The 25,583-nt window shown below is 35.0% G+C and carries 19 protein-coding genes; 12 read left to right on the top strand and 7 right to left on the bottom strand.

The window, feature by feature from the left end:
• Nucleotides 1-94: 94 nt before the first annotated feature.
• From HMPREF0873_RS02840 to HMPREF0873_RS02815, 6 genes are all read left to right on the top strand, one after another.
• Nucleotides 95-1,312 (top strand): hypothetical protein, encoded by a 1,218-nt coding sequence (locus HMPREF0873_RS02840; RefSeq protein WP_008714210.1) that lies wholly within the window; start codon nucleotides 95-97, stop codon nucleotides 1,310-1,312.
• A 182-nt stretch (nucleotides 1,313-1,494) separates the two neighbouring features.
• Nucleotides 1,495-3,090, top strand: a complete 1,596-nt coding sequence (locus tag HMPREF0873_RS02835; protein ID WP_008714208.1) for a type I restriction-modification system subunit M — start codon at nucleotides 1,495-1,497, stop codon at nucleotides 3,088-3,090.
• Nucleotides 3,080-4,318, top strand: coding sequence for a restriction endonuclease subunit S (locus tag HMPREF0873_RS09995; RefSeq protein ID WP_008714206.1), 1,239 nt, complete (start codon nucleotides 3,080-3,082; stop codon nucleotides 4,316-4,318). Before HMPREF0873_RS02835 ends, HMPREF0873_RS09995 begins: the two co-directional genes overlap by 11 nt.
• A gap of 18 nt (nucleotides 4,319-4,336) precedes the next feature.
• The gene (locus HMPREF0873_RS02825; protein WP_008714204.1) at nucleotides 4,337-7,471 is read left to right on the top strand and encodes a type I restriction endonuclease subunit R; all 3,135 of its coding nucleotides are present in this window, start codon (nucleotides 4,337-4,339) and stop codon (nucleotides 7,469-7,471) included.
• Nucleotides 7,472-7,692: 221 nt separating this feature from the next.
• A complete protein-coding gene (locus HMPREF0873_RS02820) occupies nucleotides 7,693-8,145 on the top strand; it encodes a hypothetical protein (RefSeq protein ID WP_008714202.1) in 453 nt (150 codons plus the stop codon).
• A complete protein-coding gene (locus tag HMPREF0873_RS02815; RefSeq protein WP_008714200.1) occupies nucleotides 8,139-9,065 on the top strand; it encodes a site-specific integrase in 927 nt (308 codons plus the stop codon). Before HMPREF0873_RS02820 ends, HMPREF0873_RS02815 begins: the two co-directional genes overlap by 7 nt.
• A gap of 23 nt (nucleotides 9,066-9,088) precedes the next feature.
• Here the strand turns inward: HMPREF0873_RS02815 and HMPREF0873_RS02810 are convergent, their stop codons facing one another.
• Complete coding sequence (locus HMPREF0873_RS02810) at nucleotides 9,089-9,604, bottom strand: restriction endonuclease subunit S (RefSeq protein ID WP_255324367.1); 516 nt, start codon at nucleotides 9,602-9,604, stop codon at nucleotides 9,089-9,091.
• Nucleotides 9,605-9,708: 104 nt separating this feature from the next.
• Here HMPREF0873_RS02810 and HMPREF0873_RS02805 point away from each other — a divergent pair, with 104 nt between their 5' ends.
• The 3 genes from HMPREF0873_RS02805 (at nucleotide 9,709) to HMPREF0873_RS10050 (ending at nucleotide 13,580) form a co-directional block, all read left to right on the top strand.
• Entirely contained in the window at nucleotides 9,709-10,080 is a 372-nt protein-coding gene (locus tag HMPREF0873_RS02805; protein ID WP_038125442.1) for a hypothetical protein, read from the top strand.
• Between the two features lie 162 nt (nucleotides 10,081-10,242).
• Nucleotides 10,243-12,888 carry an AAA domain-containing protein gene (locus tag HMPREF0873_RS09795; protein WP_232191992.1) on the top strand — a complete coding sequence of 882 codons (2,646 nt, stop codon included), beginning with the start codon at nucleotides 10,243-10,245 and terminating at the stop codon, nucleotides 12,886-12,888.
• 140 nt (nucleotides 12,889-13,028) lie between these two features.
• Entirely contained in the window at nucleotides 13,029-13,580 is a 552-nt protein-coding gene (locus HMPREF0873_RS10050; protein ID WP_369759119.1) for an AAA domain-containing protein, read from the top strand.
• A gap of 640 nt (nucleotides 13,581-14,220) precedes the next feature.
• Here HMPREF0873_RS10050 and HMPREF0873_RS02795 read toward each other — a convergent pair.
• Entirely contained in the window at nucleotides 14,221-15,432 is a 1,212-nt protein-coding gene (locus HMPREF0873_RS02795) for an OFA family MFS transporter (RefSeq protein ID WP_008714197.1), read from the bottom strand.
• A gap of 628 nt (nucleotides 15,433-16,060) precedes the next feature.
• On the opposite strand from HMPREF0873_RS02795, the gene HMPREF0873_RS02790 reads away from it, so the two are divergent.
• The gene (locus HMPREF0873_RS02790; protein ID WP_038125439.1) at nucleotides 16,061-16,657 is read left to right on the top strand and encodes a hypothetical protein; all 597 of its coding nucleotides are present in this window, start codon (nucleotides 16,061-16,063) and stop codon (nucleotides 16,655-16,657) included.
• Nucleotides 16,658-16,827: 170 nt separating this feature from the next.
• Here the strand turns inward: HMPREF0873_RS02790 and HMPREF0873_RS02785 are convergent, their stop codons facing one another.
• Nucleotides 16,828-17,412, bottom strand: coding sequence for an acetate uptake transporter family protein (locus HMPREF0873_RS02785; protein ID WP_008714193.1), 585 nt, complete (start codon nucleotides 17,410-17,412; stop codon nucleotides 16,828-16,830).
• Nucleotides 17,413-18,052: 640 nt separating this feature from the next.
• Between HMPREF0873_RS02785 and HMPREF0873_RS02780 the strand changes: the two genes are divergently transcribed.
• Nucleotides 18,053-20,320 (top strand): YadA-like family protein, encoded by a 2,268-nt coding sequence (locus HMPREF0873_RS02780; RefSeq protein WP_024062656.1) that lies wholly within the window; start codon nucleotides 18,053-18,055, stop codon nucleotides 20,318-20,320.
• Nucleotides 20,321-20,474: 154 nt separating this feature from the next.
• On the opposite strand, the gene HMPREF0873_RS02775 is transcribed toward HMPREF0873_RS02780, so the two are convergent.
• Together HMPREF0873_RS02775 and HMPREF0873_RS02770 are read right to left on the bottom strand one after the other, a co-directional pair.
• The gene (locus HMPREF0873_RS02775) at nucleotides 20,475-21,086 is read right to left on the bottom strand and encodes an acetate uptake transporter family protein (RefSeq protein ID WP_008714190.1); all 612 of its coding nucleotides are present in this window, start codon (nucleotides 21,084-21,086) and stop codon (nucleotides 20,475-20,477) included.
• A 445-nt stretch (nucleotides 21,087-21,531) separates the two neighbouring features.
• Nucleotides 21,532-22,191: an HAD family hydrolase gene (locus HMPREF0873_RS02770; protein WP_008714188.1), complete on the bottom strand. Its 660-nt coding sequence runs from the start codon at nucleotides 22,189-22,191 to the stop codon at nucleotides 21,532-21,534.
• Between the two features lie 139 nt (nucleotides 22,192-22,330).
• Between HMPREF0873_RS02770 and HMPREF0873_RS02765 the strand changes: the two genes are divergently transcribed.
• A complete protein-coding gene (locus tag HMPREF0873_RS02765) occupies nucleotides 22,331-23,170 on the top strand; it encodes a hypothetical protein (RefSeq protein ID WP_038125437.1) in 840 nt (279 codons plus the stop codon).
• 150 nt (nucleotides 23,171-23,320) lie between these two features.
• On the opposite strand, the gene HMPREF0873_RS02760 is transcribed toward HMPREF0873_RS02765, so the two are convergent.
• Nucleotides 23,321-24,628 (bottom strand): APC family permease, encoded by a 1,308-nt coding sequence (locus HMPREF0873_RS02760; protein ID WP_008714183.1) that lies wholly within the window; start codon nucleotides 24,626-24,628, stop codon nucleotides 23,321-23,323.
• Nucleotides 24,629-24,643: 15 nt separating this feature from the next.
• Nucleotides 24,644-25,384 (bottom strand): gamma-glutamyl-gamma-aminobutyrate hydrolase family protein, encoded by a 741-nt coding sequence (locus HMPREF0873_RS02755; protein WP_008714182.1) that lies wholly within the window; start codon nucleotides 25,382-25,384, stop codon nucleotides 24,644-24,646.
• Nucleotides 25,385-25,583 lie beyond the last annotated feature (199 nt).

The following is a 25,583-nucleotide window of genomic DNA, read 5'->3' as shown; positions in this document are numbered from 1 at the left end:
TATTTATATTATACTACTATGAGTCAAATAAAATATGATATTCTATACATATATACTATTTGAGAGGCATTATGTGAAAGGATGAGAGTCTATTATGAAACGTGTATTGATGGCTGCACTATGTTTAAGCTGTGTTACGTTGGGAAGTCATGCGATTGATATTAATATACCAGGTGCAGATCCTACAGTAGCAAAAGATGCCTATCAGAACTATCGTAAGACTGGTAATGAAGTCCAAAAGACTGAAAATATTATAGCTAATCAGATACGAGATGAATATAACAATAATGGCTCTAAAAAATGGACACTAGATGAGTTACTATACTTTACAAAAGAATTGTATCATTCTACAAAACAGTCTTCTTCTGTTTTTATTCTTAAGGATAATGGGGCAAATATTAAATTTACTGTACCAGAGAGTAGTCAATTTGGTAAAACTATAAAAGGGGACCCATTAACTACAGAGGTTCAAAAAGGAAATTTCCGCTTAATTGAAGGCAATATACATTATACTATTCGTAAGAGTGGTGAAAGTCAAGTTAAAGAAAATTCGTTCTCGTATCCTACTGTTAGAAATGCTACATGGGAGATTGGGCAGACTAAAAGTGGAGCTTTAGAAGGGGCTATTAACTTTGGCGTAAAGTCCGATCCTTCGCTGTCTTATCATATTAGTTATGATTTAATTAAGAAAAAGGAATTAGAGCTATTAAAGACACATGATCAGCAATACGTGTATAAAGAGCTAATGTCACCATTAGTTAATTATGTACTACCTTCGATTGAGCCTGCAAAACAAATACTTTCAAAAACAAAACCAATAACTATTAATGGATTCACGTTCCAAACTTTAAAATCAAGTGATTTAGTGTATCATGGCCCTGATAATGATTCAATTTATATCTATGATGGTAAAAAATATCGTGAAGGTATCATGGTGAGAGAATTAAAACCGGAAGAGTTGGCTAATCGTCATCAAATTAATTATAAATTGATACGATTCTTCATTATGTATAAGCCATATTCTGATTTCAAGCCAATTCAATACGCAACGGTTTGGAATGATGCCACTCCTGCTATCTATATGGAAGTAGAACGATCTAAATCTAGAATGTACATTCAATCACTATATGATGATAAATATTTATATACTCACTTTATAATGGCCGATTTAGATTATAAAACACCATCAAAAGACTTACGCGATATAGTTCAATATGTAGACAATGCAAATGACAAAGATAAATATGCTAAAAGCCAAGCTGGGATGGGAGCTATACCTAAAGGTATATATGAAAACTCATCTGTAAAATAAGGGGAAAATAGTCAATCTATGATATAATCTTGACTTGATTTCCAATTTAGTTCATAAAAATATATATGTAAGTTTTACCACATGTATTCACTATTACTATAGTAAAGTGTTTATATGTGGTATTTTTTATAGTAAAATTAAGATAATTACTATGAATAAATTATGAAAATACAGGAGATATTATGGGGGCGGAATTAAATCAAAAATTATTTAGTGCTGCAGATAGTTTGCGTGGCAAAATGAGTGCTGATCAATATAAAGATTATCTTTTAGGGCTAATCTTTTATAAATATTTATCTGATAAATTATTAGAGTCTACAGTTGTAAAAGCTTATAAATCCCTTGATGAATATGATACAGTAGCAAAGCAAACAGAATTGTATAAATCTTATATTTTAAATGATAAAAGCAAGGCGTTTTTTATTGCGACTATGTCAGATACGTTAGGGTATCATATAGAACCGCAATATCTTTTTAGTGAACTTGCTAATTCTGTTAAGGATAACTCTTTTGAATTGGTTCATTTGAGAAATGCTTTTGTACGATTGGAAACGGCATACAAACAGTTTGAGGGGCTATTTGATGATATTGATTTAGATTCAAAACAACTTGGTGTAGATGCGAATCAACGAAATATTACCATTAGTGAAGTTATTAAAAAACTAGATGAAGTTGATGTGTTAGGTCATGATGGTGATGTGATTGGCGATGCATATGAATATCTGATTGGTGAATTTGCTGCTGGCTCAGGTAAAAAAGCAGGTGAGTTTTACACCCCCCAACAAGTATCTAATATGATGGCTCAAATTGTAACAATTGGACAAGAGGATACACCATCGTTTACTGTATACGACCCTACAATGGGTTCTGGTTCATTGATGCTAAATGTACGTAAGTATTTAAATAATCCAGATCGTGTACAATACCATGGACAAGAACTTAACGTAACTACATATAATCTTGCACGTATGAATCTTATTCTTCATGAAGTAAATGCTGAAGATCAACGTCTACATAATGGGGATACACTAAATAAAGACTGGCCGACAGATGAGCCGTATATGTTTGATTCTGTAGTTATGAATCCTCCATACTCTGCAAAGTGGTCTGCAGATCCTACATTTATGGATGATGCACGTTTTAACCGTTATGGAAAGTTAGCACCTAAATCTAAAGCTGATTTTGCTTTTCTCTTACATGGGTTTTATCATTTAAAAACATCTGGTACTATGGCAATTGTTTTGCCACATGGGGTTTTGTTTAGAGGGGCAGCAGAAGGTATAATTCGAAAAAAATTATTAGAAGATGGAAGTATTTATGCGGTGATTGGGATGCCTGCAAATCTATTTTTTGGAACATCTATACCGACTACTGTAATTATTCTTAAAAAGAATCGCCCAGGACGTGATGTGTTATTCATTGATGCAAGCAATAATTTCACAAAATTCAAAAATCAGAATAAATTAGAACCAGAGCACATAAAACGCATTGTTGATACTTATAAAAATCGTGAAAGTATTGAAAAGTACTCTTATTTAGCACCATTTAAAGAAATTAAAGAAAATGATTTTAACCTAAATATTCCACGCTATGTTGATACCTTTGAAGAAGAAGCTCCTATTGACATGGTTGTACTTGGCAAAGAGATGAAAGCTATTAAGGAAGAAGAAGCAAAATTAGAAAAAGAGATTTATGATATGCTTCTTCAGTTAGATTGTACTGATGAAGATAAAGATTGGTTAAATGGTGTACTTGAGGTATTTAATTATGGCAAATAAACCAAGAATACGATTTAGGGGATTTACTGAAGATTGGGAACAGCGTAAGTTAGAGTCTTTATTTACAAAATATGAGGACAAAGTAAATACACCTGACTCTGGATATTGGCGATTAGGATTAAGAAGTCATTGTAAAGGAACATTTCACACTTATGTAGATGCTGGTCATGAGCTTGAAACTACAGAAATGTATAGGGTAAAAGCAGGTAACTTTATACTAAATATTACATTTGCTTGGGAACGTGCACTCGCAGTAACAGATGATGAAGATCAAGATAAACTAGTTTCTCATAGATTCCCTCAGTTCAAACCTAATAGTGATTTGGTAATCGACTTCTTTAAACATACTTTAATGGATAAAAGACTTAAACATCATCTAGAATTATCATCGCCAGGTGGCGCGGGTCGAAATAAAGTATTAAAAGTTTCCGATATGTTAAAATATGAACTTTTAGTTCCAAGTATTCAAGAGCAAAATATAATTAGTAGTTTTTTAAATAACATTGATCATATTATTACCCTTCATCAGTGTAAGCTTAAAAAGCTCAATTTAGCTAAAAAATCATTGTTACAAAAATTATTTCCAAGAAATGGAAGTCAAATTCCAGGGGTTAGATTTAAAGGATTTACTGATGCTTGGGAACAGCGTAAGTTTCTTGATTTATTAGATACACAAAATGGAATCAGAAGAGGTCCATTTGGTAGTTCATTAAAAAAAGATTCTTTTGTAAAGAAGTCTGACTATGTAGTATATGAACAACAAAATGCCATATATGATAATTATGTAACTCGTTATTTTATTTCAAAAGAGAAATATAATGAGTTAATTCGGTTTAATATACAACCAGGCGATTTTATTATGAGTGGTGCAGGTACTATAGGTAGAATCTCAATGGTGCCAGATGGCATAAAGAAGGGTGTCTTTAATCAAGCGCTAATTAGATTTAAAGTGGATAAGAACTCTGTTAATCCACTATACTTTCTCAAATTTATGCAGTCAGATATGATGCAAAAACAGCTGACACAAGCAAATCCTGGATCTGCCATGACAAATCTGGTTCCAATGGATGAGTTAAAAAAGTGGGATGTTACCATTCCATCACTTGAAGAACAAAATAAGATAAGCAATTTTATAAATCAAATAGATGAGTCTATTACCCTTCATCAGCGTAAGTTAGAAAGGTTACAAGAAGTAAAAAAAGGCTTGCTTCAAAAAATGTTTGTATAGAATTACAGGGATAACTATATGGGGAAATTAAATAATACAAAAGAAGCTCAGCTCGAACAAAATCTAATTGATTTACTTTGTGCACAACATGGACAATGGACTTTTCGTTCGGATTTAAAAACAGAAGAAGATTTATGGAACAATTTACGTAATATTATTGAGATTCGAAATAAAAGTGAACTTAATGATAATATGTTAACTGATAGTGAGTTTAAGCGAATTCGATCAGAAATATTGGCAAATACTAAAACGCCTTTTGAAGCCGCAAAATGGCTGCGTGGTGAAAAGGGAAAGTGTTCAGTTGTTCTGGAAAGAGATAATGGTTTAGGGCGTATAGAGTTAATTATTTATTCTAGTATTGAAAAAAATGGTGGCTTTTCTTCTTATGAAATAGTACATCAAATTGCAAAAAATAAATCTAACTTAGAAGAACGAAGTCGTCGATTTGATATTACTTTATTGATAGGTGGTCTGCCGATTATTCAAATAGAATTAAAAACAGCCATAGCAAAGGATGGGGTTAAGCAAGCCTATTATCAAATAGAAAAATATATTGATGAAGGGACATTTTCAAATACTATATTCCAAACGCTACAGCTATATGTTATGTCTAATGAACAAACGACTCGATATATGGCTGCTGCTCCAAAAGGTGAGTTACAAGAAAAATTTATGTTTGGTTGGCGAACTCGAGATAATACAAGGGTTGAGAATATTAATGAGTTTGCAAAGCAGGTATTAAATATTCCAAGAGCTCATGAATTAGTATCTGAATATATGATTCTTAGTGAAGAAGTAAGCAGTAAGATATTAATGGTCTTACACCCATACCAAATTCATGCTATAGAAGCAATTTTTGAGGCTGCAAGTAAACATCAATCTGGTTATATTTGGCATGCAACTGGTTCAGGTAAGACTATAACTAGTTTTGTATCTACAAAACTACTTGCCCAAAAGAGTGGGATAGATAGAACTATTATGCTGTTAGATAGAAAAGATTTAGATAATCAAACGACATCAGAGTTTACTAAATTTGCCTCTGCTTACTCAACAGGTGTAAATACTAACAAAAATACACTTATAGTCGGTACGGGGAATACCAAGGAGCTTTCAAATGCTCTTAAACAGGATTCAAGTTCTAATGTAGTAATTGTGACTACACGCCAAAAACTAAATAAGGCTGTTGAATACTTGCAAGAAAAAGAACCAGGAAGACTTGCTAACCTTCGAGGAAAACATATTGTATTTATTGTTGATGAATGTCATAGAGCTATTAGTGCTCAAAATATGGATGATATTAAAAAAGTATTTCCAAAATCGACATGGTTTGGATTTACAGGTACACCTATTTTTGAGGAGAATAAAAAGAGTTCTGATGGTCAATATGCCCGCACTACACATGATCAATATGGAGAAGTTTTACATCGATATACTATAAAAAATGCGCTTGAAGATGGATCTGTATTGGGATTTCAGGTAGAACATGAATCTACTATACATCAGGATGAACTGGCGAATGTAGTGTACCGAGCAATGCGTTCGGAAGAAAAAAATATCAATTATACCGATGAGGAGCTAGTGTCCACTATTGAATCTATGAAGGATATTGATAAAGAGCAATATTTACAGAGTACACATTATGAGTCAGATGACCATATTCAATCTGTAATTCGCAAAATTTTAAGCCCTAACAATGCATATAGTAAATTTGTATTCAAAGATGGTAAGCCAACAATGTCTGCTATTTTGACAACTAGTTCTATTGATATGGCGAAGCGTTATTATAAGGCAATTAAGAAATTTACAGCCCATAAGAACTGGTTAGAAACACAGTTTCCCAATAATCCTTTGCGCCAGGGTGCGGTTATGAATGATCCAGATTTTCCACGTGTGGCAATTACATACTCTTTAGAGGAAAATACAAAGGATTCAGCATTAAAAGAAACTGAAATGGCTGAGATTATTGATGAGTATAATCAGATGTTTGGGACCTCTTGGTCTATTGAAAGTATTAATCGTTATAATGGTGACATTAACAATAGGCTAGCGCGTAAAAAGGGTGAGTTTAAAGAATTTGGTAAACATTTAGATTTAGTTATTGTTGTAGATCGATTATTAACAGGATTTGATGCTCCTAGATGTCAAACCTTGTTTGTAGATCGGAACTTACAATATGCTGGACTCATACAAGCGTTTTCTAGAACTAATCGAACATATAAAGGAAAAGATAAAGGTTTGATTACAACCTTTAGAAAACCTGCGACGATGAAGGAACATGTATATGCAGCAACTCGGTTGTATTCTCAAACGAATAATAATAGTAGTTTGATCTACCCAACATATGAAGAATCTAAAAAGAAGTTTAATGCTGCATATACAGCTTTAGTAAAATTAGAGGCTATAAATTCAAATAATCCTATTACTGAATATGCTCCCGTTTCAGATCGAATTAACTTTGTGAAGTGCTTCCAGGATTTAAATAAAGCTTATCGTGCTATTGCCTCATATGATGACTTTAACATAGAACTTGATAATGACAAACATGGTACCTTTTCTAAAAAGATTGCAATTATAGAAGACAATATTGGCTTATATAATACGATAAAAGCATCCTTAAAACCTGATGATAAGAATGAACCTGGTATTGAATTAATTGATTTCTTTGATTCTAGTACAGTACAGACATATACTGTTGATAAAAGCTATATAGATGCTTTATTAAGTGAATATGAGGCGAACAGTCAAGATACTCGTGCAAAAATTGAAGATGCTTTAACAAAGTTGAATAAGAGTGAATCAGTCCGTACTATTTATAAACATATTCTTGATGATATTGATACACAGGTGATAGATAAAGATAGTAATCTATTGAAAATAAAAAGAGAATATTTTACTAAAGCTTATGACTCTATTGTTGAATCCTTTGCATCAACATGGTGTGTTAATCAGGATGAACTTATGGTTTCTGTAAATCAATCTACACTAGGTGAAGATATATACAATAAAAATAGAATAGTAGGCAGTGCTAACTATCCTGTATATGTACAACAACACCCCGATTCTGATCCATTTTCATACCCTCAACACATGATAGAAGCATGGGAAGTATGTTTGTCTGATGAAGTTATACCGTTAAGAGATGAATTGAAGTAGCAACATAAAATCCTAAAGTATATTTGTTAATAATAGAATATCCGAAGTTTTGTCCGTATATGGTCAGAAACGTTTAGATTTGGTCGTATTAGACATTATATGGTGTTTAATACGGCTTTTTATTTTCTTGGGAACAGCGTAAGTTAGGGGATTTATATAAACGTGTAAATGAACGTAATGATGGAACTTTAGGGCGGGATAAATGGATTTCTGTTGCAAAGATGTATTTTCAGGATCCTGATAAAGTACAATCAAATAATTTAGATACACGTACCTATGTGATGAAAAAAGGAGATATAGCTTTTGAGGGACATCCAAATAATGAATTTAAATTTGGTCGATTTGTATTAAATGATATAGGTACTGGTATCATTTCAGAGCTATTTCCCATTTATAGACCTATTACCGAATATGATTTAGATTTTTGGAAATATGCGATTCAACTTGAACGAGTGATGGCTCCTATATTGGCAAAATCTATTACATCATCAGGAAATTCATCAAATAAATTAGATCATAATCATTTCTTAAATAAGGAACTTTTAGTTCCTAATATTGAGGAACAGAAGAAAATAGGAACCCTATTAAGCCTATTGAGTAAAAATATTACCCTTCATCAGCAAGAGCCATTTCTATGTGGGAACAGCGTAAATGGTGGGGTAGAATTATGTTGACAATAGAGGAAAAATCCGAACTATTTTATATTTATTACGAAAAGTGGATACGAATTTATAAAGAAGGGGCTATTCGTAATGTAACAATGCGAAAATATGAGATAACTCTATTATGGTTAAAAAAATTAGTTCCTGAACTTAAGCTTTCACAATTAAACAGAATATCGTATCAACAATTATTAAATGATTATGCAGAGTTTCATGAACGACAAACAACAATGGACTTTCATCATCAAATTAAAGCAGCTATATTGGATGCAGTAGATGAAGGATTTATTGATAGGGATCCGACGCGGAAGGCTATTATAAAAGGTCGGTCACCGAGAATAAAGAAAATCAAATATCTAAATCAGTTTGAATTACATACCTTGTTAGTTAACTTGAAGTTGACATCCGAGATTAACTGGGATTGGTTGATATTGATAATAGCAAAAACTGGGATGCGATTTTCAGAAGCTTTAGCATTAACGCCAAAGGATTTTGATTTTTCACATCAATCATTGATTGTGGATAAAACGTGGGATTATAAAGGAAATGGTGGATTCCTGCCAACGAAGAATCGCTCATCAGTGAGAAAAATACAGCTTGATTGGCAAACAATCATAAAGTTCTCAGAACTAATTAAAGGCTTACCTGAAGATAAGCCTATATTTGTGAAAGGTCGTGTATTCAATTCGACAATAAATGGTGTATTAGAACGGTATTGTAAAAAGTTGGGAATACCAGTCATATCAATTCATGGTTTACGACATACTCATGCCTCGTTGTTACTTTTCGCAGGGGTATCGATTGCAAGTGTTGCAAGAAGACTAGGGCATGCAAGTATGACGACGACACAAAAAACATATATCCATATTATTCAAGAAATGGAAAATAGAGATATTGATCTAGTGATGCGGTCTATGGCTGGATTAGCATGAGAATTATTATATAGAAATGGCTTTTACTGATGAAGGGTAATAATACTATCCATCTTCTCAAAAAGAGTCGAAATCTCTTTTTGTTCATTAAGCAGAGGAAATGTTAAATTAACTTCTTGTAAATCGGAATTATGTAAATGAACTACTGACTTTCCTTGAGCTCGTTTACTCAACTCTTTTTGTTGTTCTCCATTTGAGATAGTCAGAGCTAAAAATGTTGGATCCAATAAATGATTTACTTTAATTACATTCAAATCACCACCAATAATAACTCCTTGATCTTTAACAACTGAAGCACGAGAAATATCTTCTACAGTTTCACCTGATGCTGGAACTATTACTTCATCGCCTTGACTAATAACTGATTTATCTTTTAATTCAACAAATGTATCTACATTCCTAATAGTGGTTTCATAATTTGTATAAAGACGACCATATAGGATAATTGGATCTCCAGACGGTGCTAAATCTGATTTAGAATAGCCATTACCTTTTGAGAATGTAGCTATATCTCCTAACTTACGCTGTTCCCAAGTAATTTTAAGGAGATAAATATGCAGAATTTTGATAATTATAATTATGAAAAATATGAAAAATGAGTGGAACTGAGTTTCGATTAAAGGTAAGTGAATTAGAGGTGAAATTGTCTGAAATTGGATTATCTTTAATTAAAGAATATGCTAGTGGCGGCTTAAAGGCACTACTTTTATTAAATGGTGCAGCTGGTATAGCTATCTTAGCTTTTCTAGGAAATATTTTGGGAACTGAATTTGAACGTTGGATTAGAGGAATTGCATGGGGATTAGTTTTCTTTTCGATAGGTGCCTTTTTTTCAACTATTTCTTGGTTATTTGCCTATATATCACAAACATATTATAACGAAGCTAATGGTAATGATAAAATGATTAAGAATGGTACTATCTGGCGTAATACTACAATTATAACTGTTGTTGTTAGTGGAATCGCTTTTCTTGTTGGTGGATTTTTGATATTTTATGTTATAACTAGTTATTAAATTACTATGAAATAAATGAGAAACATAAGATGTTCTTATTTGAGTAATATCTTTAAGAAACAGTCTGACTATACGGTTAAACTGTTTTTATTTGATTTTCATGAAATCTCTTTCTTCTACCTGTATAATATTTTCATTAGTCTAATGAGAGGGTAGGTATAGATGAAAGATACTGCAAAGCAAATTATAAAGTATTGGTATTCACTTGAATGTTTGCAACCGAAAGAGGTTCCTAAGTATAAAGCAATTCCTAAGAAGTATGTTAATGAGCTTGTATTTACTACTGAGAATGATACAACTACTATTTATCAACAGTCTGTAATAAAACCTTATTGGAAAAGAACAAATTCGCGTGTTTCTACGTATGTAGTCCCGTTACCAAATGATTCTTATAATTACTCTATTACTGATGAGATTAAATATTTTAAGGATGAAAAGGACTATGTTTTAGATGATGAACATGCTGTTCTATTATGTGTAGTTAAAGGGACTGAAGTATTAGAGGCCTTCATTGATAAACTAGAAATTGAATATCCTGAAAAACCATATTTAGGGAATGTGTATAGTGCATCGTTTGTTGTTGATGCAGAGGGATACTATAAAGAGGGGAGTCTTCAAATTGCTCCTTTTATTTGGGTGATTTATCAAATGATGTCTCAGCCTGATGTGGAGTTTAAAGATATTAAGCTAGATGGTTGGCATGAGATTGTTAAATCAATTGAAGATAGTTTTAATCTTCCTGAGGAAAAAGTATCTCTTGATAATGCTGCACGTGTAATTAATACATATTTACGAGAGCATATCTTAGAACCTATGGGTATTACCATGTTCCGTGCTGGTGATATTTATGGCTACTGTGGTTTTCAGGCAGAGGAGATTCAGCTAGTTAAAGCTGAGACAATGCCTATTAATGATTTAAAATCTAGCTTTTTCCTCGATGATTTACAGTTGGTGTTACAACACATTGATACATTAAAGGATAAAGATAAGTTATTGTCTTATATCAATAGTCTTAATCAGGATATTGAGCATTATGATTTGTTAAAGGATACTGATCAGATGCGCAAATGGTATAATCCTAAGGTTTTACCATATGGTAGATGGCCTTCAAAGTTTAATTTATCCTTTATGCAGCAAATTGCTGTTAATATTGCTAAGGGGAACCCTAAAGATATTTTTTCGGTTAATGGACCTCCCGGTACAGGCAAAACCACATTATTGAAGGATATTATTGCTAGTAATATTGTTGAACGTGCTGCTAAGTTTTGTGAAAGTAATAATGTAAACGATATCTTTAAGAAAGTTATGGGCCGGGATGGGACATCTTTTTACTATGATATACCTAGTGATATTGCATTATATGGCATGCTAGTGCTTTCATCAAATAATAAGGCCGTTGAAAATATTACATTAGAATTGCCAAATATTTCCTCTGTGGAAGAGGGGACTAATGGGTCTACATTATTTCATCCAGATTCCTCTAATCAACAGGTTGATTTATCTTATTTTGTTAAGGATAAGAAGTATCAATTTGTTAAATCTAATGAGGTATATTTTACCTTTTTAGCAGATCGTTTAGCGGAAAGTAATGAACAATGGGGCCTAATTTCTGCGAGACTTGGTAAGAAGTCTAATATAAACACATTTATGCCAGTATTAGATGCATTATCCTCAGATATGTCCTCTATTATGCGTATGCCTAGTGCTCAAGATGCTTTTGAAAGTGCCAAGAAACAGTTTCAGGCTCAACATAATCTTGTAAAAGCATTATTTACTTATGTAACAGCCTATGAAGAGAATATTCATTTGATTCAAGAATTAAAGGGTAAAATCGATAAATTAAAAGAGGAAGTTCTTGTAATCAATGAACAATTAAGTAAGTATGATGATTTAGATGATAACTTGTTGAAGTTGATAGAGCGTAAAAATAGTATTGAGTCTAAATTAATAGGGTTGAACAGCAAACGTTCTATTATTGATAAGATTTGGAGTGCTACCAACTGGTCTATTTTAGAAGCCATGAGTAATGCTGCATTGTTATCAGTTATTGAAGACGAGACTACAAAGCTTCAAAATGTTAAAGGTGAATTAGATGCATTACACCAGTTGGTTAATGAGCGTGAATCTATAATCAATACGAAAGATGGTTTATTAGCTGATATTAAAGGGCTTGATAATACTCTTCAAAAAATAGAAGAAACACAGCAAGATATTTTAGGTATATTAAAAACTGATAATAAAGACACTATACATTGTTTTGATGATATAGTATCAAATTTAATGTCACTTCATGAGGACCGAGCAGAGTCCCATACAGCGTTCTTATATATGTGCAACTACTTAAATGAATGTAGAGAACGTTTATTATATGATGCTTTACAATTGCAAAAGGCTGTTGTTGTGAGTGATGCTTTCAGAAAAAATATGCAATTACTTAGTCAGTATTGGGGCTCATTAAATGATAGGAAAAATTTACAGAAAAATTTTGACCTTGATGCTATATTCCCTGCATTACTTAATTCCTTGATGATTGCAGTACCAGTTATTTCCTCCACCTTTGCTGCTGTGGAGAGATTTTTGATTAATTGTAAATCTGAAAGTTCGTTAGGTACAATTATTATCGATGAAGCAGGACAAGCGTCACCTCATATGCTTGTAGGGGCATTATTCCGTGCGCAAAAGGCAATAGTAGTTGGTGATCCTAAACAGATTGAACCAGTACAAACTGTACAGGATTTGTTTGTCGAAAAATTGGTGGCGAAGGTATTGGAAAATATCGGAGTAAAGAGCTATCTGTACAAAGTTTAGCTGATGCACAAAATCCGTTTGGAGGTATTATCAAAAATCTTGATAGTTCTGAATCTTGGGTCGGTTGCCCGCTCGTTATTCATAGACGCTGTAAAGATCCAATGTTTACAGTTGCTAATGAGTTATCTTATGGTGGTTTTATGATTAATAAGACCATGAGTCCTAAAGAACCTATTGATCCATGTAAAGAAAGCTGTTGGATAACTTATGATGCAAGTAATATTGAATCTACTACGGGTAAAGATCGATATATACAAGTACAAGGTCAAATCGCTTTTGAATTAATCCAAAAGTTACGAGCAGGAAATGTGAAATTTAAAGATATCTTTATTATTACACCATTTACTACTGTTGCGTATGGTTTTAAAAAGTATATGGAATTCATTAGTGATGATATCGTCAACTGGACAGATAAAGATAATAAGAGCGGTTGGTTAAAGGATAATATCGGAACTGTTCATACTTTCCAAGGAAAAGAAGCTAAAATAGTTATTTATATGCTGGGCTGCCAAAGTGATGGTTCTGCTAATGGCGCAATTAAATGGGTTAATGCAAATAATGTAAATGTAGCTTTTACAAGAGCAAAAGAATATGTATATGTTATTGGTGATGCTACTAAATGGGCAGAACTCAATAAAAATCTAGCATTTGCTCAAAGATATTTACCTGTTTATACTTTAGAGGATATCTAAAAAATATTAGCTGAAGACGATACTTATAAATGACGAATATATTAAAGGTTATAACAATAAAACAGGGAAAGAAATCCTTTGATTTCTTTCCCTGTTTAGATATGATATAATTTATATCAAAGTGAGGCATAAATGGTTTCGACGCCAGACTTCGCTTCTAGTGTTTAAAATTGAAGAAACGGTCTGACTTCTATGTCGGGCCTTTTTTCATGCTACGATTAGAAAGCTAGCTTTCAGCTAGAGGTCAATCACTTTGCTGCCATGATAATGGTCGCTACAAGTATGCCAAAGGAAATAATTAACGATAACACTTTGAATGTACTCATATTGATCACCGCCAATCTCTAGAAGATTAGCAAAGGCTGGACCCATTTAGAGGCCTCAAGTTCAATATAGTGCCGTCAATTATAAAAGTAAATAGATTAGGGGTTCCTAATAGTCACCTAGGTGACCAATAGGAACCTCTTTCATTTTGTAATGAGTTCGGGGGGATTTAACATTATCTTTTATAAAGAAAACAAGGAAAGAAATCTTTAGATTTTTTCCTGATTTATATATGAGATACTTTATATCGAAGTGAAGCCTAAATGGTTTGGTCGTGATAATGCAGTTACAATTTTTATATTACTAGAATCAAGTATCAGTTATGCAGCCCTCGTTTGCCGTATATTTTTAAGATTATAGCAATAATTGTATTTAATACGAATAGAAGAGCAAAGCATACTAAGGCTGTAGTATATCCATATCCTGCTTCGTGAAAGTATGATACGAGCATAGGGCCAACGATGCCAGCCAATCCCCAAGCAGTTAGAATACGGCCATGAATGGTAGAAAGTTGTCGTATACCGTAGAGATCCGCAAGATATGCTGGCATACAGGAAAATCCACCGCCATAGCATGTGATAATGAGAAGGATTAAAATTTGAAATGTTAGTGCGCTATTTGTTTGGGCGAGTAAATGGAATGCGACGATTTCTATAATAAAGAATAGTATGTAAGTTTGTGCTCGTCCAAGGTAATCGGAAATAGTAGACCATGCGATACGCCCCCCGCCATTAAAGATACCGATGATACCAACTAGCGATGCAGCTGCTGCAGGTGTCATACCAATGGTTTCTTGTGCCATAGGGGACGCTAAGGATAATAGGCCTATACCACAGGTAATATTAACAAAGAAGATCCACCAAAGGGCACTGAATTGCCAAGTTTTCATGGCATCATTGGCTAGCATGCCATGGTTATGAACGTACATGGTGGATTTATCTTTAGTAGTTCGAGTTAGGTGTTTTTGTTGAGGTGCTTTCAAATAGAGAGAAGAGGCGCCCATAACTACGAGATAGATTATACCGAGGATAATGAAATTATCTACCAATCCAACCTGAGCTACGAGGTATTGCATAAGAGGCCCCGCAATGAGTGAAGCAAATCCAAAACCCATAATGGCTAAGCCGGTAGCAAATCCTGGGCGATTTGGAAAGTACTTTACGAGCGTAGACACTGGTGTTATATAACCAATGCCTAGTCCAATACCACCAATGATGCCGTAGAAGAGGTAGAGTAAGGTAAGATTATGTATGCTAAGTGCATAGGCCGTACCGAATAATCCGGTTACCCAGAATAACATAGCGAGAAGGCCACTTTTTTTAGGACCTATTTTTTCTGCAAAGGATCCAAGAAAACCCGCAGATAGTCCGAGCATTAAAATGGCTAATGAGAATGTCCATGTTGTTTGCGATAAGGTAAAACCCATATCTACCATGATTGGACGTGTAAGTACGCTCCATGCGTATACGCTACCAATGGATATGTGTAGACCAATGGCTGCTAATGCAATAAACCAACGATTTCTCATAAGAAAACTCCTTTCGTATAAATGAGATACTCAAATATAGATAAAGAAGCCTTTGTTACGAGAAGTCAATAAAAAAGACCATCTGAACAAAAGCTTGCCCAGACGGTCGGCTATCACACGATGTGTGTGCTACTGTGCATGTAGTCAATTCTACGCATCCGTCAGCCCAGTAGGAATATATCATAAATATAGCAATTGATAATATGTTTTGTCGGTGATCTAAGTCACTATCGTATGCACTATGAAGATTTATAATTGAAACAAGGAAAAAAATCCTTGGATTTCTTTCCTTGTTTAGATATGATATAATTTATATCAAAGTGAGGCATAAATGGTTTGGACGCCAGCTCTCGCTTCTCGAAAATGTATTTGAAGAAACGGGCTGACTTCACAGTCGGGCCTTTTTTCATGCGTTCACACACCGCCAATCCTCGAGTTGATTAGCAAAGGCTGGACATATTTAGAGGCCTCAAGTTCAATATAGTGGTGTTAATAATTAAAGTAAATAGATAAGAGGTTCCTAATAGTCACTTAGGTGACCAATAGGAACCTCTTTCGTTTTGTAATCGTTTTCATAAAATATGTTAAAATACAGTTAATACTACTGTTCAATAGGGGGGACGTATTTATGAAACATTGTATTACATTACTAAGTCTTGGGTTATGTTTAGTGTCACCATTGCTTTCACAAGCTAGCGATATAAAGCCTCTGATACATGTTACGAATGTACATAATGGCCAATATGATGAGGCATTAGATGCTATTACAGACACAAAGATTTATGGCCCTTATCAATTTCGAGTATTAAAGGATGCTATTGAAACGCAGGGCGAAACAAAGGACATTAATGGTAGGGTGTTTAGAACCTCTGATGGGGTATTTATGCATGTAAAGGCTAGATCCGTTGATAATGGCAGTACATCCTTAGATAAAGAGGTTAAGAAAATTATTAAAGATAGAACGATTCCAGAACCTACAGTTAAGATGGTATTACCTGTTAAGCATGATGTAATAGAGGTCAACAATGATGGCGTGCGTAGTTTATTTATGGAATTTATGTATGGGTGGCCATTAGAGTATCGAACGGATATGGTATTAGTTACAGATTATGGAGATACTAGATACTACTATAATTTACAGTTTTATCGACATAAGTTACCTAAAGGTATTCGTATTGAACAGTTGCGCCAAATGATTATGGATGCGCAGTTCAGTCATAAATAAGCTATAATCCTTCAGATCCCAATATTTGTTCAGCCTATTATATTCAGTGGGCCTACAATATTTAGCTAAATAGGTATAGTAAAAGCAAATAGTAAAGAGGTTCCCAATAGTCAACTAGTGACCATTGGAAACCTCTTTTATTGTGTTTGTATTATATAGTTATAAAACTATTACAAAATACTTTTACCCATAGGGAATATAGTTTTACCGAATACTTTGTTTACAAGTACCGCACCGGAACCGTAGAAGCCCAAGAGGGAGATGAATAATTCAGACCATGCTGTAAGAGCGAAGAAGCCTGTGCGACCACCTAAAAATAAGTCTGTTGAAAGTCCGAAGAATAGGAAGCAGATAAGAACCATGATAGTAAATACAACTTTGTTTGTTTTCAAAGATGCGATTGTACCAAAGATGGAGAAAATCAAAAAGCCTAAAAATGCGAATGCTAATTGTGTTACATCAAAACCTTTTTGTAGTTCTGCACCAAAGGCGCCCATTTGAATGAGCCATACACCTGCCATAGTGGACCAGAATAAGCCGTATGCACCGAATACAACGGAACCGAAAGCATTGTTCTTCTTGAAATCAAAATAACTTGCAATTATTTGGCCCAAAGAACCTAATAAAACTGCCCAAGGGATAAAAACGGATGTTGTTGGGCCAGACCAGCCTACGCGGGACGTGGATACCACAAAACATACAACAGCGAGACCAAGTAGACCAAGACCAGTAGGATCCGCTACATTTTCACTCATTTCAACTTTTCTTACTTCCTTTCCATTTGTTTCTCATTTCTCCGTCAACTAACTACAACTACACAGTCAAATCTTCACATGATTACAACTATTGTTATCTCCTATTAAATACTGTGTGTACTGAATTGACAGATAACCATTGTGAAAGTACTGCCTCATAAATGTAACATATATCACAGTTTTAGGGCAATAGAGTGAGTCATAGATGTATGCCTAAAACGCATATAAAGAAATACGTTAAAAACATATAAAAAGCGAAGAAATAATGAGGAATAAGATTTTAACCTTATATATTTCTACGCTTTTATCAGAATTAGTATTTAATGTATATAAATTTGTTATAGATTAAGGAGTACAATGCTATCTAGGATATTATTTAACTCTTGTCGATGTATTTGGTGCATAGGACCTAGGTATTTCCTAATTGAGTTCAATTATGAAATTATATTCACATAATCATTTATTAGAATTAGTGATAAATGATGTGTTGATATATGATGTACGTTGAGAAAATCAAAAGGCTTAGCGCATAATTTTTAACATTTTGACAAGCCCTATGTAATAGGCGTACCCTTTAATTAGAAACATTTGTTATTATGTGATGTATTTTTTGTGTTGTTATGTAAAAGGGGCGTAGAACATGGAAAAGAAAATGGGGCAACAGCCAAGCAGGTATAAAGCTCTCTTGACTGCTGTTTTAGTAACAAGTACGTGCGGTTGTTTATGGGGTAGTCCTGTTTATGGCGAAACTCCTGTTACTGATGGTAATGGTAATGAGTATTTAGCTAGTGATAATACCAATATTACCGGTAAAAAGAATACGGTAACTAGTGGTAAAAATGCTACTATCGTAGGGGATAATAACACAATCAGTAAAACCTTTCCAAACGAGAAGGGGAAACCAGTTAACTCCATGGGCAGTGAAGATGTGCGAATTGTAGGTTCAAACAATACCGTTCAAGGTAGTCGTAGACAGCATGTTATTGGTGACAATAACACATTAATTGCTCGTGATAAGGGAACTGTTACGGATTATAAGCATAAAACAGGGCGGGAGTCGAATACGTCTGATTTGACAATCGGTAGAGGCAATTTCCTTCGTGGTAATGATACCTATCGAAATGAATGGGATTCATTGACCGTTATTGGGAACAATAACAAAGCTGAATATAGTGTAGAGTCTGCTGGCGGTCCTGCTGCAGGTATTGTTATCGGGGACAATCAAAATCTTGATACCATAAGAGATTCTGTTGTTATAGGCAGTATGTCTCCGGCGGAACAGGCCGAAAAATCAGAAAGTGATCCGAGGGATAAAAAATATACAGTCGGTAGAAGTAGTACTATCATTGGATATCACTCAGCCAATTCTTCAGGAGGCAGTGTAGTCATTGGTAATCACTCAAAGGCAAATAGTATTTTCCAAACCCTAACCGGTCATGGTTCCGTTATAGAGGGCGGAACGGAAATGAGTCGTTCATCGGGAGCATTTTCGTCATCCTATGGTAGTTTTAATAGTATTGAAAGTACTTCAACTGAAAATGATGAAGCCGATAGTATCGGTAATACGATAACCGGTAGTTTGAATAGAGCCTCTGGATCAACAGGAACCATGATTGTAGGTTCCGGGAATGAAGTAACAAATTCTAAGGCCTCTGTGATACCTCTTCCTGAATTAGGGACTACTTTGGGGAACTTTTATCTTGAAAGCGCTGAAATAGCCGGTATGGATAAGATAAATGGAAATCATGAAGGAACCGTAGAGGCTGGTCGTAAAAACATGAAGGCCTATATGGCGGGTCATGCCGGAGCCGTATCTATTTTAGGCAATAGTAATAGCGTTGATTATACGATGCGTTCCCAAATATCGGGTACTAATAATGCGTTAAAAGGCCAAGAAGGGCACATGAATGTTTATAATAACATGAGTGGATATGGCAATGAAGGTAGTAACATTAGCCGAACTACAATAGTTGGGACAGGTAATAGTCTAAAAAATGGCGAAGACAATGTGGTTATCGGTGATTTTCATAAGCTTGATGGTGGCAAACATAATGTCGTACTAGGCTCTATGGCTTCAGAGGAAAAAGAAGTAACAAAGACCCTTAAAAATTCTTGGGATGGTAGTGAAACTAAATATACGGTTAAGGAAATAGTTCCTACGAGACGCAATACGGCTAATATTGAAAATGCTGTTATGCTCGGATATAATACGGATGTTAAAAATAATGGTGGTGTAGCGTTAGGTAGTGATTCAGTAGCCTCTAGAGATAAAGGGATTGCTGGCTATGATCCTTCTAGAAATGCTACCTCTACAGAAGGTTCCCCAACTTGGAAGTCCACAGCAGCAGCCCTTTCGGTAGGAGATTCAACAGGGAATACGGTTTTGACACGCCAAATTACGAATGTTGCAGCCGGTAGTGAAGATACAGATGCGGTCAATGTAGCTCAATTAAAACGGATTGCCACAGAATCTGCATCTACTATGGAACACCGATTCAGTCAAGTGGATACTCATATTAATCAGGTGGATAGTCGAGTTAAGCGTGTAGGGGCAGGCGCGGCAGCACTAGCTGCACTACATCCACAGGAGTTTGATCCATATGATAAATGGAATATTGCTGCCGGGTATGGCAATTATCGTGGCGCTAATGCCATGGCGCTTGGTATTTTCTATCGCCCTAATAGTAAAGCTTTATTCTCTGTTGGCGGAAGCTTCGGTGGAGGCGAAGATCTCCTTAATCTAGGTGTTAGTTTGAAATTTGGCAAAGGTAATCCTTATGCGGAGTATTCCAAGGCAGGGCTTATTAAGGTTATTAACGACCAAGATGAAAAGCTTAAACAACAAGACGAAAAAATCAATACCATGCAAGAACAAATTAATAAAATGATGGCTAAATTAGATCTTTAATATAGCTTTCTGTATTTATACACAGCCGACTATGTTACAATAATGTAATGTGGTTGGCTGTTGTATTATGCGAGGTAACTTATGACTGAAATTCAACTTGTGACCATCAGGAACCTCTTTTGTCGTGCAAGTAATTTATATAGTTATAAAACTATTACAAAATACTTTTACCCATAGGAAATACAGTTTTGCCAAATACTTTATTAACTAATACAGCACCGGAACCGTAGAAGCCCAATAGGGAGATGAATAGTTCAGACCATGCTACAAGAGCAAAGAATCCTGTGCGACCACCCAAGAATAGATCTGTTGAAAGACCAAAGAATAGGAAACAGATTAGTAGCATAATAGCGAATACAACTTTATTTGTTTTCAAAGATGCAATAGTACCAAAGATAGAGAAGATTAAAAAGCCCACAAAAGCGAATGCTAATTGTGTTACATCGAAACCTTTTTGAATTTCAGGACCGAAGGCACCCATTTGAATCAACCAAATACCAGTCATAGCGGACCAGAATAAACCGTATGCACCGAATACAACGGAGCCGAAAGCATTGTTCCTCTTGAAATCAAAATAACTTGCCATTAATTGGGCCAAAGAACCTAATAAAACTGCCCAAGGGATAAAAACGGATGTTGTTGGGCCAGACCAGCCTACGCGGGACGTGGATACCACAAAACATACTACAGCGAGACCAAGTAGACCAAGACCAGTAGGATCTGCTACATTTTCGCTCATTTCAACTTTTCTTACTTCATTTTCCATTTGTTCCTCATTTCTCTGTCAACTAACTACAACCATACAGTAAAATATTCACATGATATTGTGCGGTTATCTTCTGTTCAATACACTAGCTATTGAATTGACGGCGTATCTATGTGAAAGCACTGCCCTACAAATGTAACATACATCACATTTTTAAGACAATAGATCTGGTATAGGAGCTATGCGTAAAATATATAATGTGAAAAATGAAATAAAATTGAGTAAATAAAAGAAAAACCGTACAAAATGAGAAGTTTAAAATTTTAACTCCTATTTTTGTACGATTTTAATTTATAAATCTCTTATGTATATGAACTCTTATGTATATGAATTTGCTATAGATTATTGATAAGAATTTAGAATATATCAATGACTATACTCAATATATGAGTAGTGCCTTGAATATGACTAATCTTATTATAAATTCTATGAAACGGTGTATATATTATTTATTTAAGGTTTCAATAATGCTTAGAATATCATCTGCTTTTCGGGCAATATGTGTTACGCCTAGTTCTTGGTGGAGGGATTCTTCTCTAAAGCCCCATGTAACACCGATACAGAGTAGACCAGAGTTTTTCGCAGTAGCTACGTCAACTTCAGAGTCACCTACATAAATAGATTCTTCTGGTGTAGACCTTAGTTCTTTTAACGCTTGAAGTACCATGTCTGGTGCTGGTTTACGTTGTAAGCCAGGTCTTTCACCAATGGCAACAGGTAAGCGGTCGCCAAAGTACTCTTTATTGAGTGGTGTTACACCTTCTTGGATTTTGTTGGATACGATAGCTAATTTATAGCCCTTTTCACGTAATACATCTAGCATATCTAGGATGTCTGGGTAGGGCGCTGTTGTGTCTTTTAAATGCTTACCATAGTAAGCTTTGAATTCCTCAATGTATGGCTCTAATTCATGATCAGCTACTGTACTTGGGAGACACTGACGCATTAAATATGTTACTGCATTACCGAGTGCTGCTTTTATCTCTGCTAGAGATTTTTCCGGGAAGTTATGTGTACGTAGAACATGATTTACGGCGTTAGCTAAATCTGTAGCCGTATTGAGCAATGTGCCGTCGCAGTCAAAAACGATAGTCGTATATTTCATAGGAGCCTCCGATATTAAATCAATATGTACTTTTTAAGTATATGATAAATATGTAGAAAATCAAGAGAATAGACCTATTAGTTACTATAATTGTGTTACAATAATAAGGAGTATAAGTACAGTGTATAGGAGGCGTAGTATGACTGAAATACAAGCTCTTTTATTGATAAAATCTATTCTTGAATCCGCAGATATTCACGGTATTGAACATATGTTAAGTGAAGATTGTGAGTATCTGTCTACAGGCCGTGGCATCATTGGACGAAACCGCAATGAAACTGTTGAGTTTTTGTCCTCTATGACTGAGTCCATCAAGGCTGATAATGTGTCTGTTACGTGCAAGGTCATGCATATTACCGATGTGTATGAGGAGGATGCGCTATTTCACGAGGGTCGTCATGGTTTAACCGTTTCCTATGAAAACAACGATAATTACGTGTATATGATTTTTGTAGATGTAAATGATAAAGGCCTTGTAGATCGTATCGTTTCAAGCCAAGAAAATTATAGTATTGAGTATGATGATCTTCGTTTTGGCGCTGATGAAAGCGAATATGCTTTTATTTCTGCACCAGCTACTGTGAAAGACTGGATTACAGCCCTTAGCATGTGGTTAGAAACGGCGAATGTAGATATTGATGATTTCTATCAATATATCGATGAAGATACGCGCGTTGTATTCCAAAAGGGTGATGCTGAATCTATTACCCTTGAAAGCGGTCTTGATGTAGAGGATTACTTTGATCAATTAATGAACCAACACTTTGATGCAGTGCCTCATATTATTCGCGATGAAGAAGATGGATTAATCTTAACCTACGGCCCTATGAGTGCCATTGCTACCCTCAATGAAGAAGGTGCACTAGTACTTATCAGTATTTATATCGATACACGCGATGAAGATGAAGCGACTGATGAGGTTGGTTATATCGAAGAGGACTTAACGAAGGAAACTATTATTGAAGAGGCTCTATATTAGTCGATACTACTCATTTGATATATCTAATCTAATTAGGATTAATAGATAAAATAAAAACTACCAGTTAAACATATATCTTTTAAACAGATCTTCTGCTATGGAAGGATAAGCCACTAGATATTATGAATAACTGGTAGTTTTTTGTATTATTTACATTTCATCATGGTCTTTAATGAGACCAGCTTTTTTCTTTTTCCAATAGGAGTAGTAGAATGGCAAGATTACGATACAGCCACCTAGACCCCATAATAATTGGTTAGTTTGAGCTTGTGCTAACATCCATAGGGATGTGCCGATAGCGATGACTGGGATTAAGTAGCCACCAGGGATTGTGTAGGAACGAGCTTTGTCTGCCCATTTACGACGGAAGATAATAACAGCCAAACACGTTGGTAGGTATTGTGTAAAACGAGATACCGCACTAATGGCTGCTAGTGTTGTAAAGGAACCAGACCAGGCAAGTAATACACTGGCAATGGCAGTAACGATAGCTGCTATATATGGTGCATTATAACGATTACGTTTTACCAAAGCACTTGGTAGCATACCATCTTCCGCCATGGATGTTGCCACACGAGGCGCATAGTAAGCTTCAGCAAAGTTGATACCACCCATAGAGATTAAGGTACCTACTAATACGATATACATACCAATAGGACCAACGATCACGTTGAATGCATCTTGTACTGGAGCCTTGGTATTTGCCAAGTCAGTACCAAGTACGCCAATAGATACGGCGAGGATTGCCATATACAGGATGGATACAAGTAGCATACACATGATAATAGCACGTGGTAAATTCTTTTTAGGATTTTTCATATCCTCTGCAGCAATGGCAATAACTTCAAACCCTGTATAGGCAAAGAATAGAAGAACCGCAGCTTGAGCAAATGATCCATCTACATAGATGTCTTGAGGGAAGACTGGTGTAAAGTTAGCTCCATTTATAAAGAAAATACCAATTGCAATAAATAGGGCAAGAGGGACTAGCTTAGAAATAGTGATTAAGTTGTTAACGAATTTGGATACGTTAACACCAAATATATTTACAATGGTAAGTCCTACAATTAAGATAAATGAAATGACATCCTTTGCAAAATCACCACTTAAAGCTGGTACTGCAGCACCTAATGCTGTAGCAAAGCCAACGGCCATAGCCGCCCAGGCAATAACGGTGACGATCCATTTTAGAACGCCTACTTCAAAGGCCCAGAAATCACCTAATGCATGTTTTGCATAAAGGTAAGGACCACCATTGCGTGTAAATAAACTGGCTGCTTCAGCAAAGCAAAGGGCGATACAACCTGCGATAACGGCGTCAAATAAGAGTACACCTAGGCTAGCGGAACCAATTATGGAATATGCTTTATTAGGCAGTAGGAAAATACCTGTTCCTACAATACCATTGATGCCAAGGAGTACAATACTCCAAAAACCAAATTTTCCTGTTTCTTTCATGATACAATCTTCCTACTATTTAGTTACATTTTCTTGAGTTGCTTTTACGAATGCAGTAAATACACGCTTTGCATTTTCGTCATTTGTAGACATCATTTCTGGGTGGAACTGACAGGCTACTAACCAAGGATAAGATGGATCCTCTAAACCCTCTACAGTACCATCCTTAGCTTTAGCTACAACATGTAATCCTTTACCGACGCTTTTAACTGTTTGGTGATGATGGGAGTTCGTAATCCAAGTGTTACAACCTATAGCACCAGCCAGTTTTGATTTGGATTCAATATCTACCGTATGGGTACCTAGAGACGGTGTTTGATTCTGAGAGTGTTTTATTGTACAGTTTTGATCATATTTTAAATCTTGGAATAAAGAGCCCCCACGATATACGTTTAAGATTTGTAAGCCACGACAGATACAAAAGATGGGAATTTGTTTTTCTTCTGCTGCTTTGATTAAAGCAAAGTCGAATTGATCGCGCTCTGGAAATACATCGCCAAGACCTTGCAAAGGTTCTTCTCCATAGTGAAGAGGGTATACATCATGACCGCCGGATAATAACAAGCCGTCAAGCTTTGCTACCGTTTCGCGAGCTACATCAAGATTTTGGGTAAATGGAATTATAACAGGAATGCCACCAGTTTCCTCAATAGAACGAGGATAGTCTTGGTTTACGTAAGAACGCAATAAATCTACGTAAGGACCACCATTATCTCGTAAGATATTGCCAGATATGCCAATAAATGGTTTCGTCATAATATCACCTCATATGTGTAAAAATCTGTACAACCTGATGTTAGTGTATCAGATTTTTATGGATAAAAACACTACTAATAGATATAATTATAAGCCTTATAATTGAGAAAATATGTTAAAGTTGATACATTTTACTATATTTTCTTTCAAGATATAGTTGTATAAGTTTATTGCGAAACATGATATGATAAACTACGAA

Origin of the sequence: Veillonella sp. 3_1_44, from assembly GCF_000163715.1 — a bacterium.
In the GTDB taxonomy this organism is placed as follows: Bacteria; Bacillota; Negativicutes; order Veillonellales; family Veillonellaceae; genus Veillonella; species Veillonella parvula_A.
The sequence above is the reverse complement of the archived record's forward strand: the minus strand, read 5'-3'. Positions and strand labels throughout refer to the sequence as shown.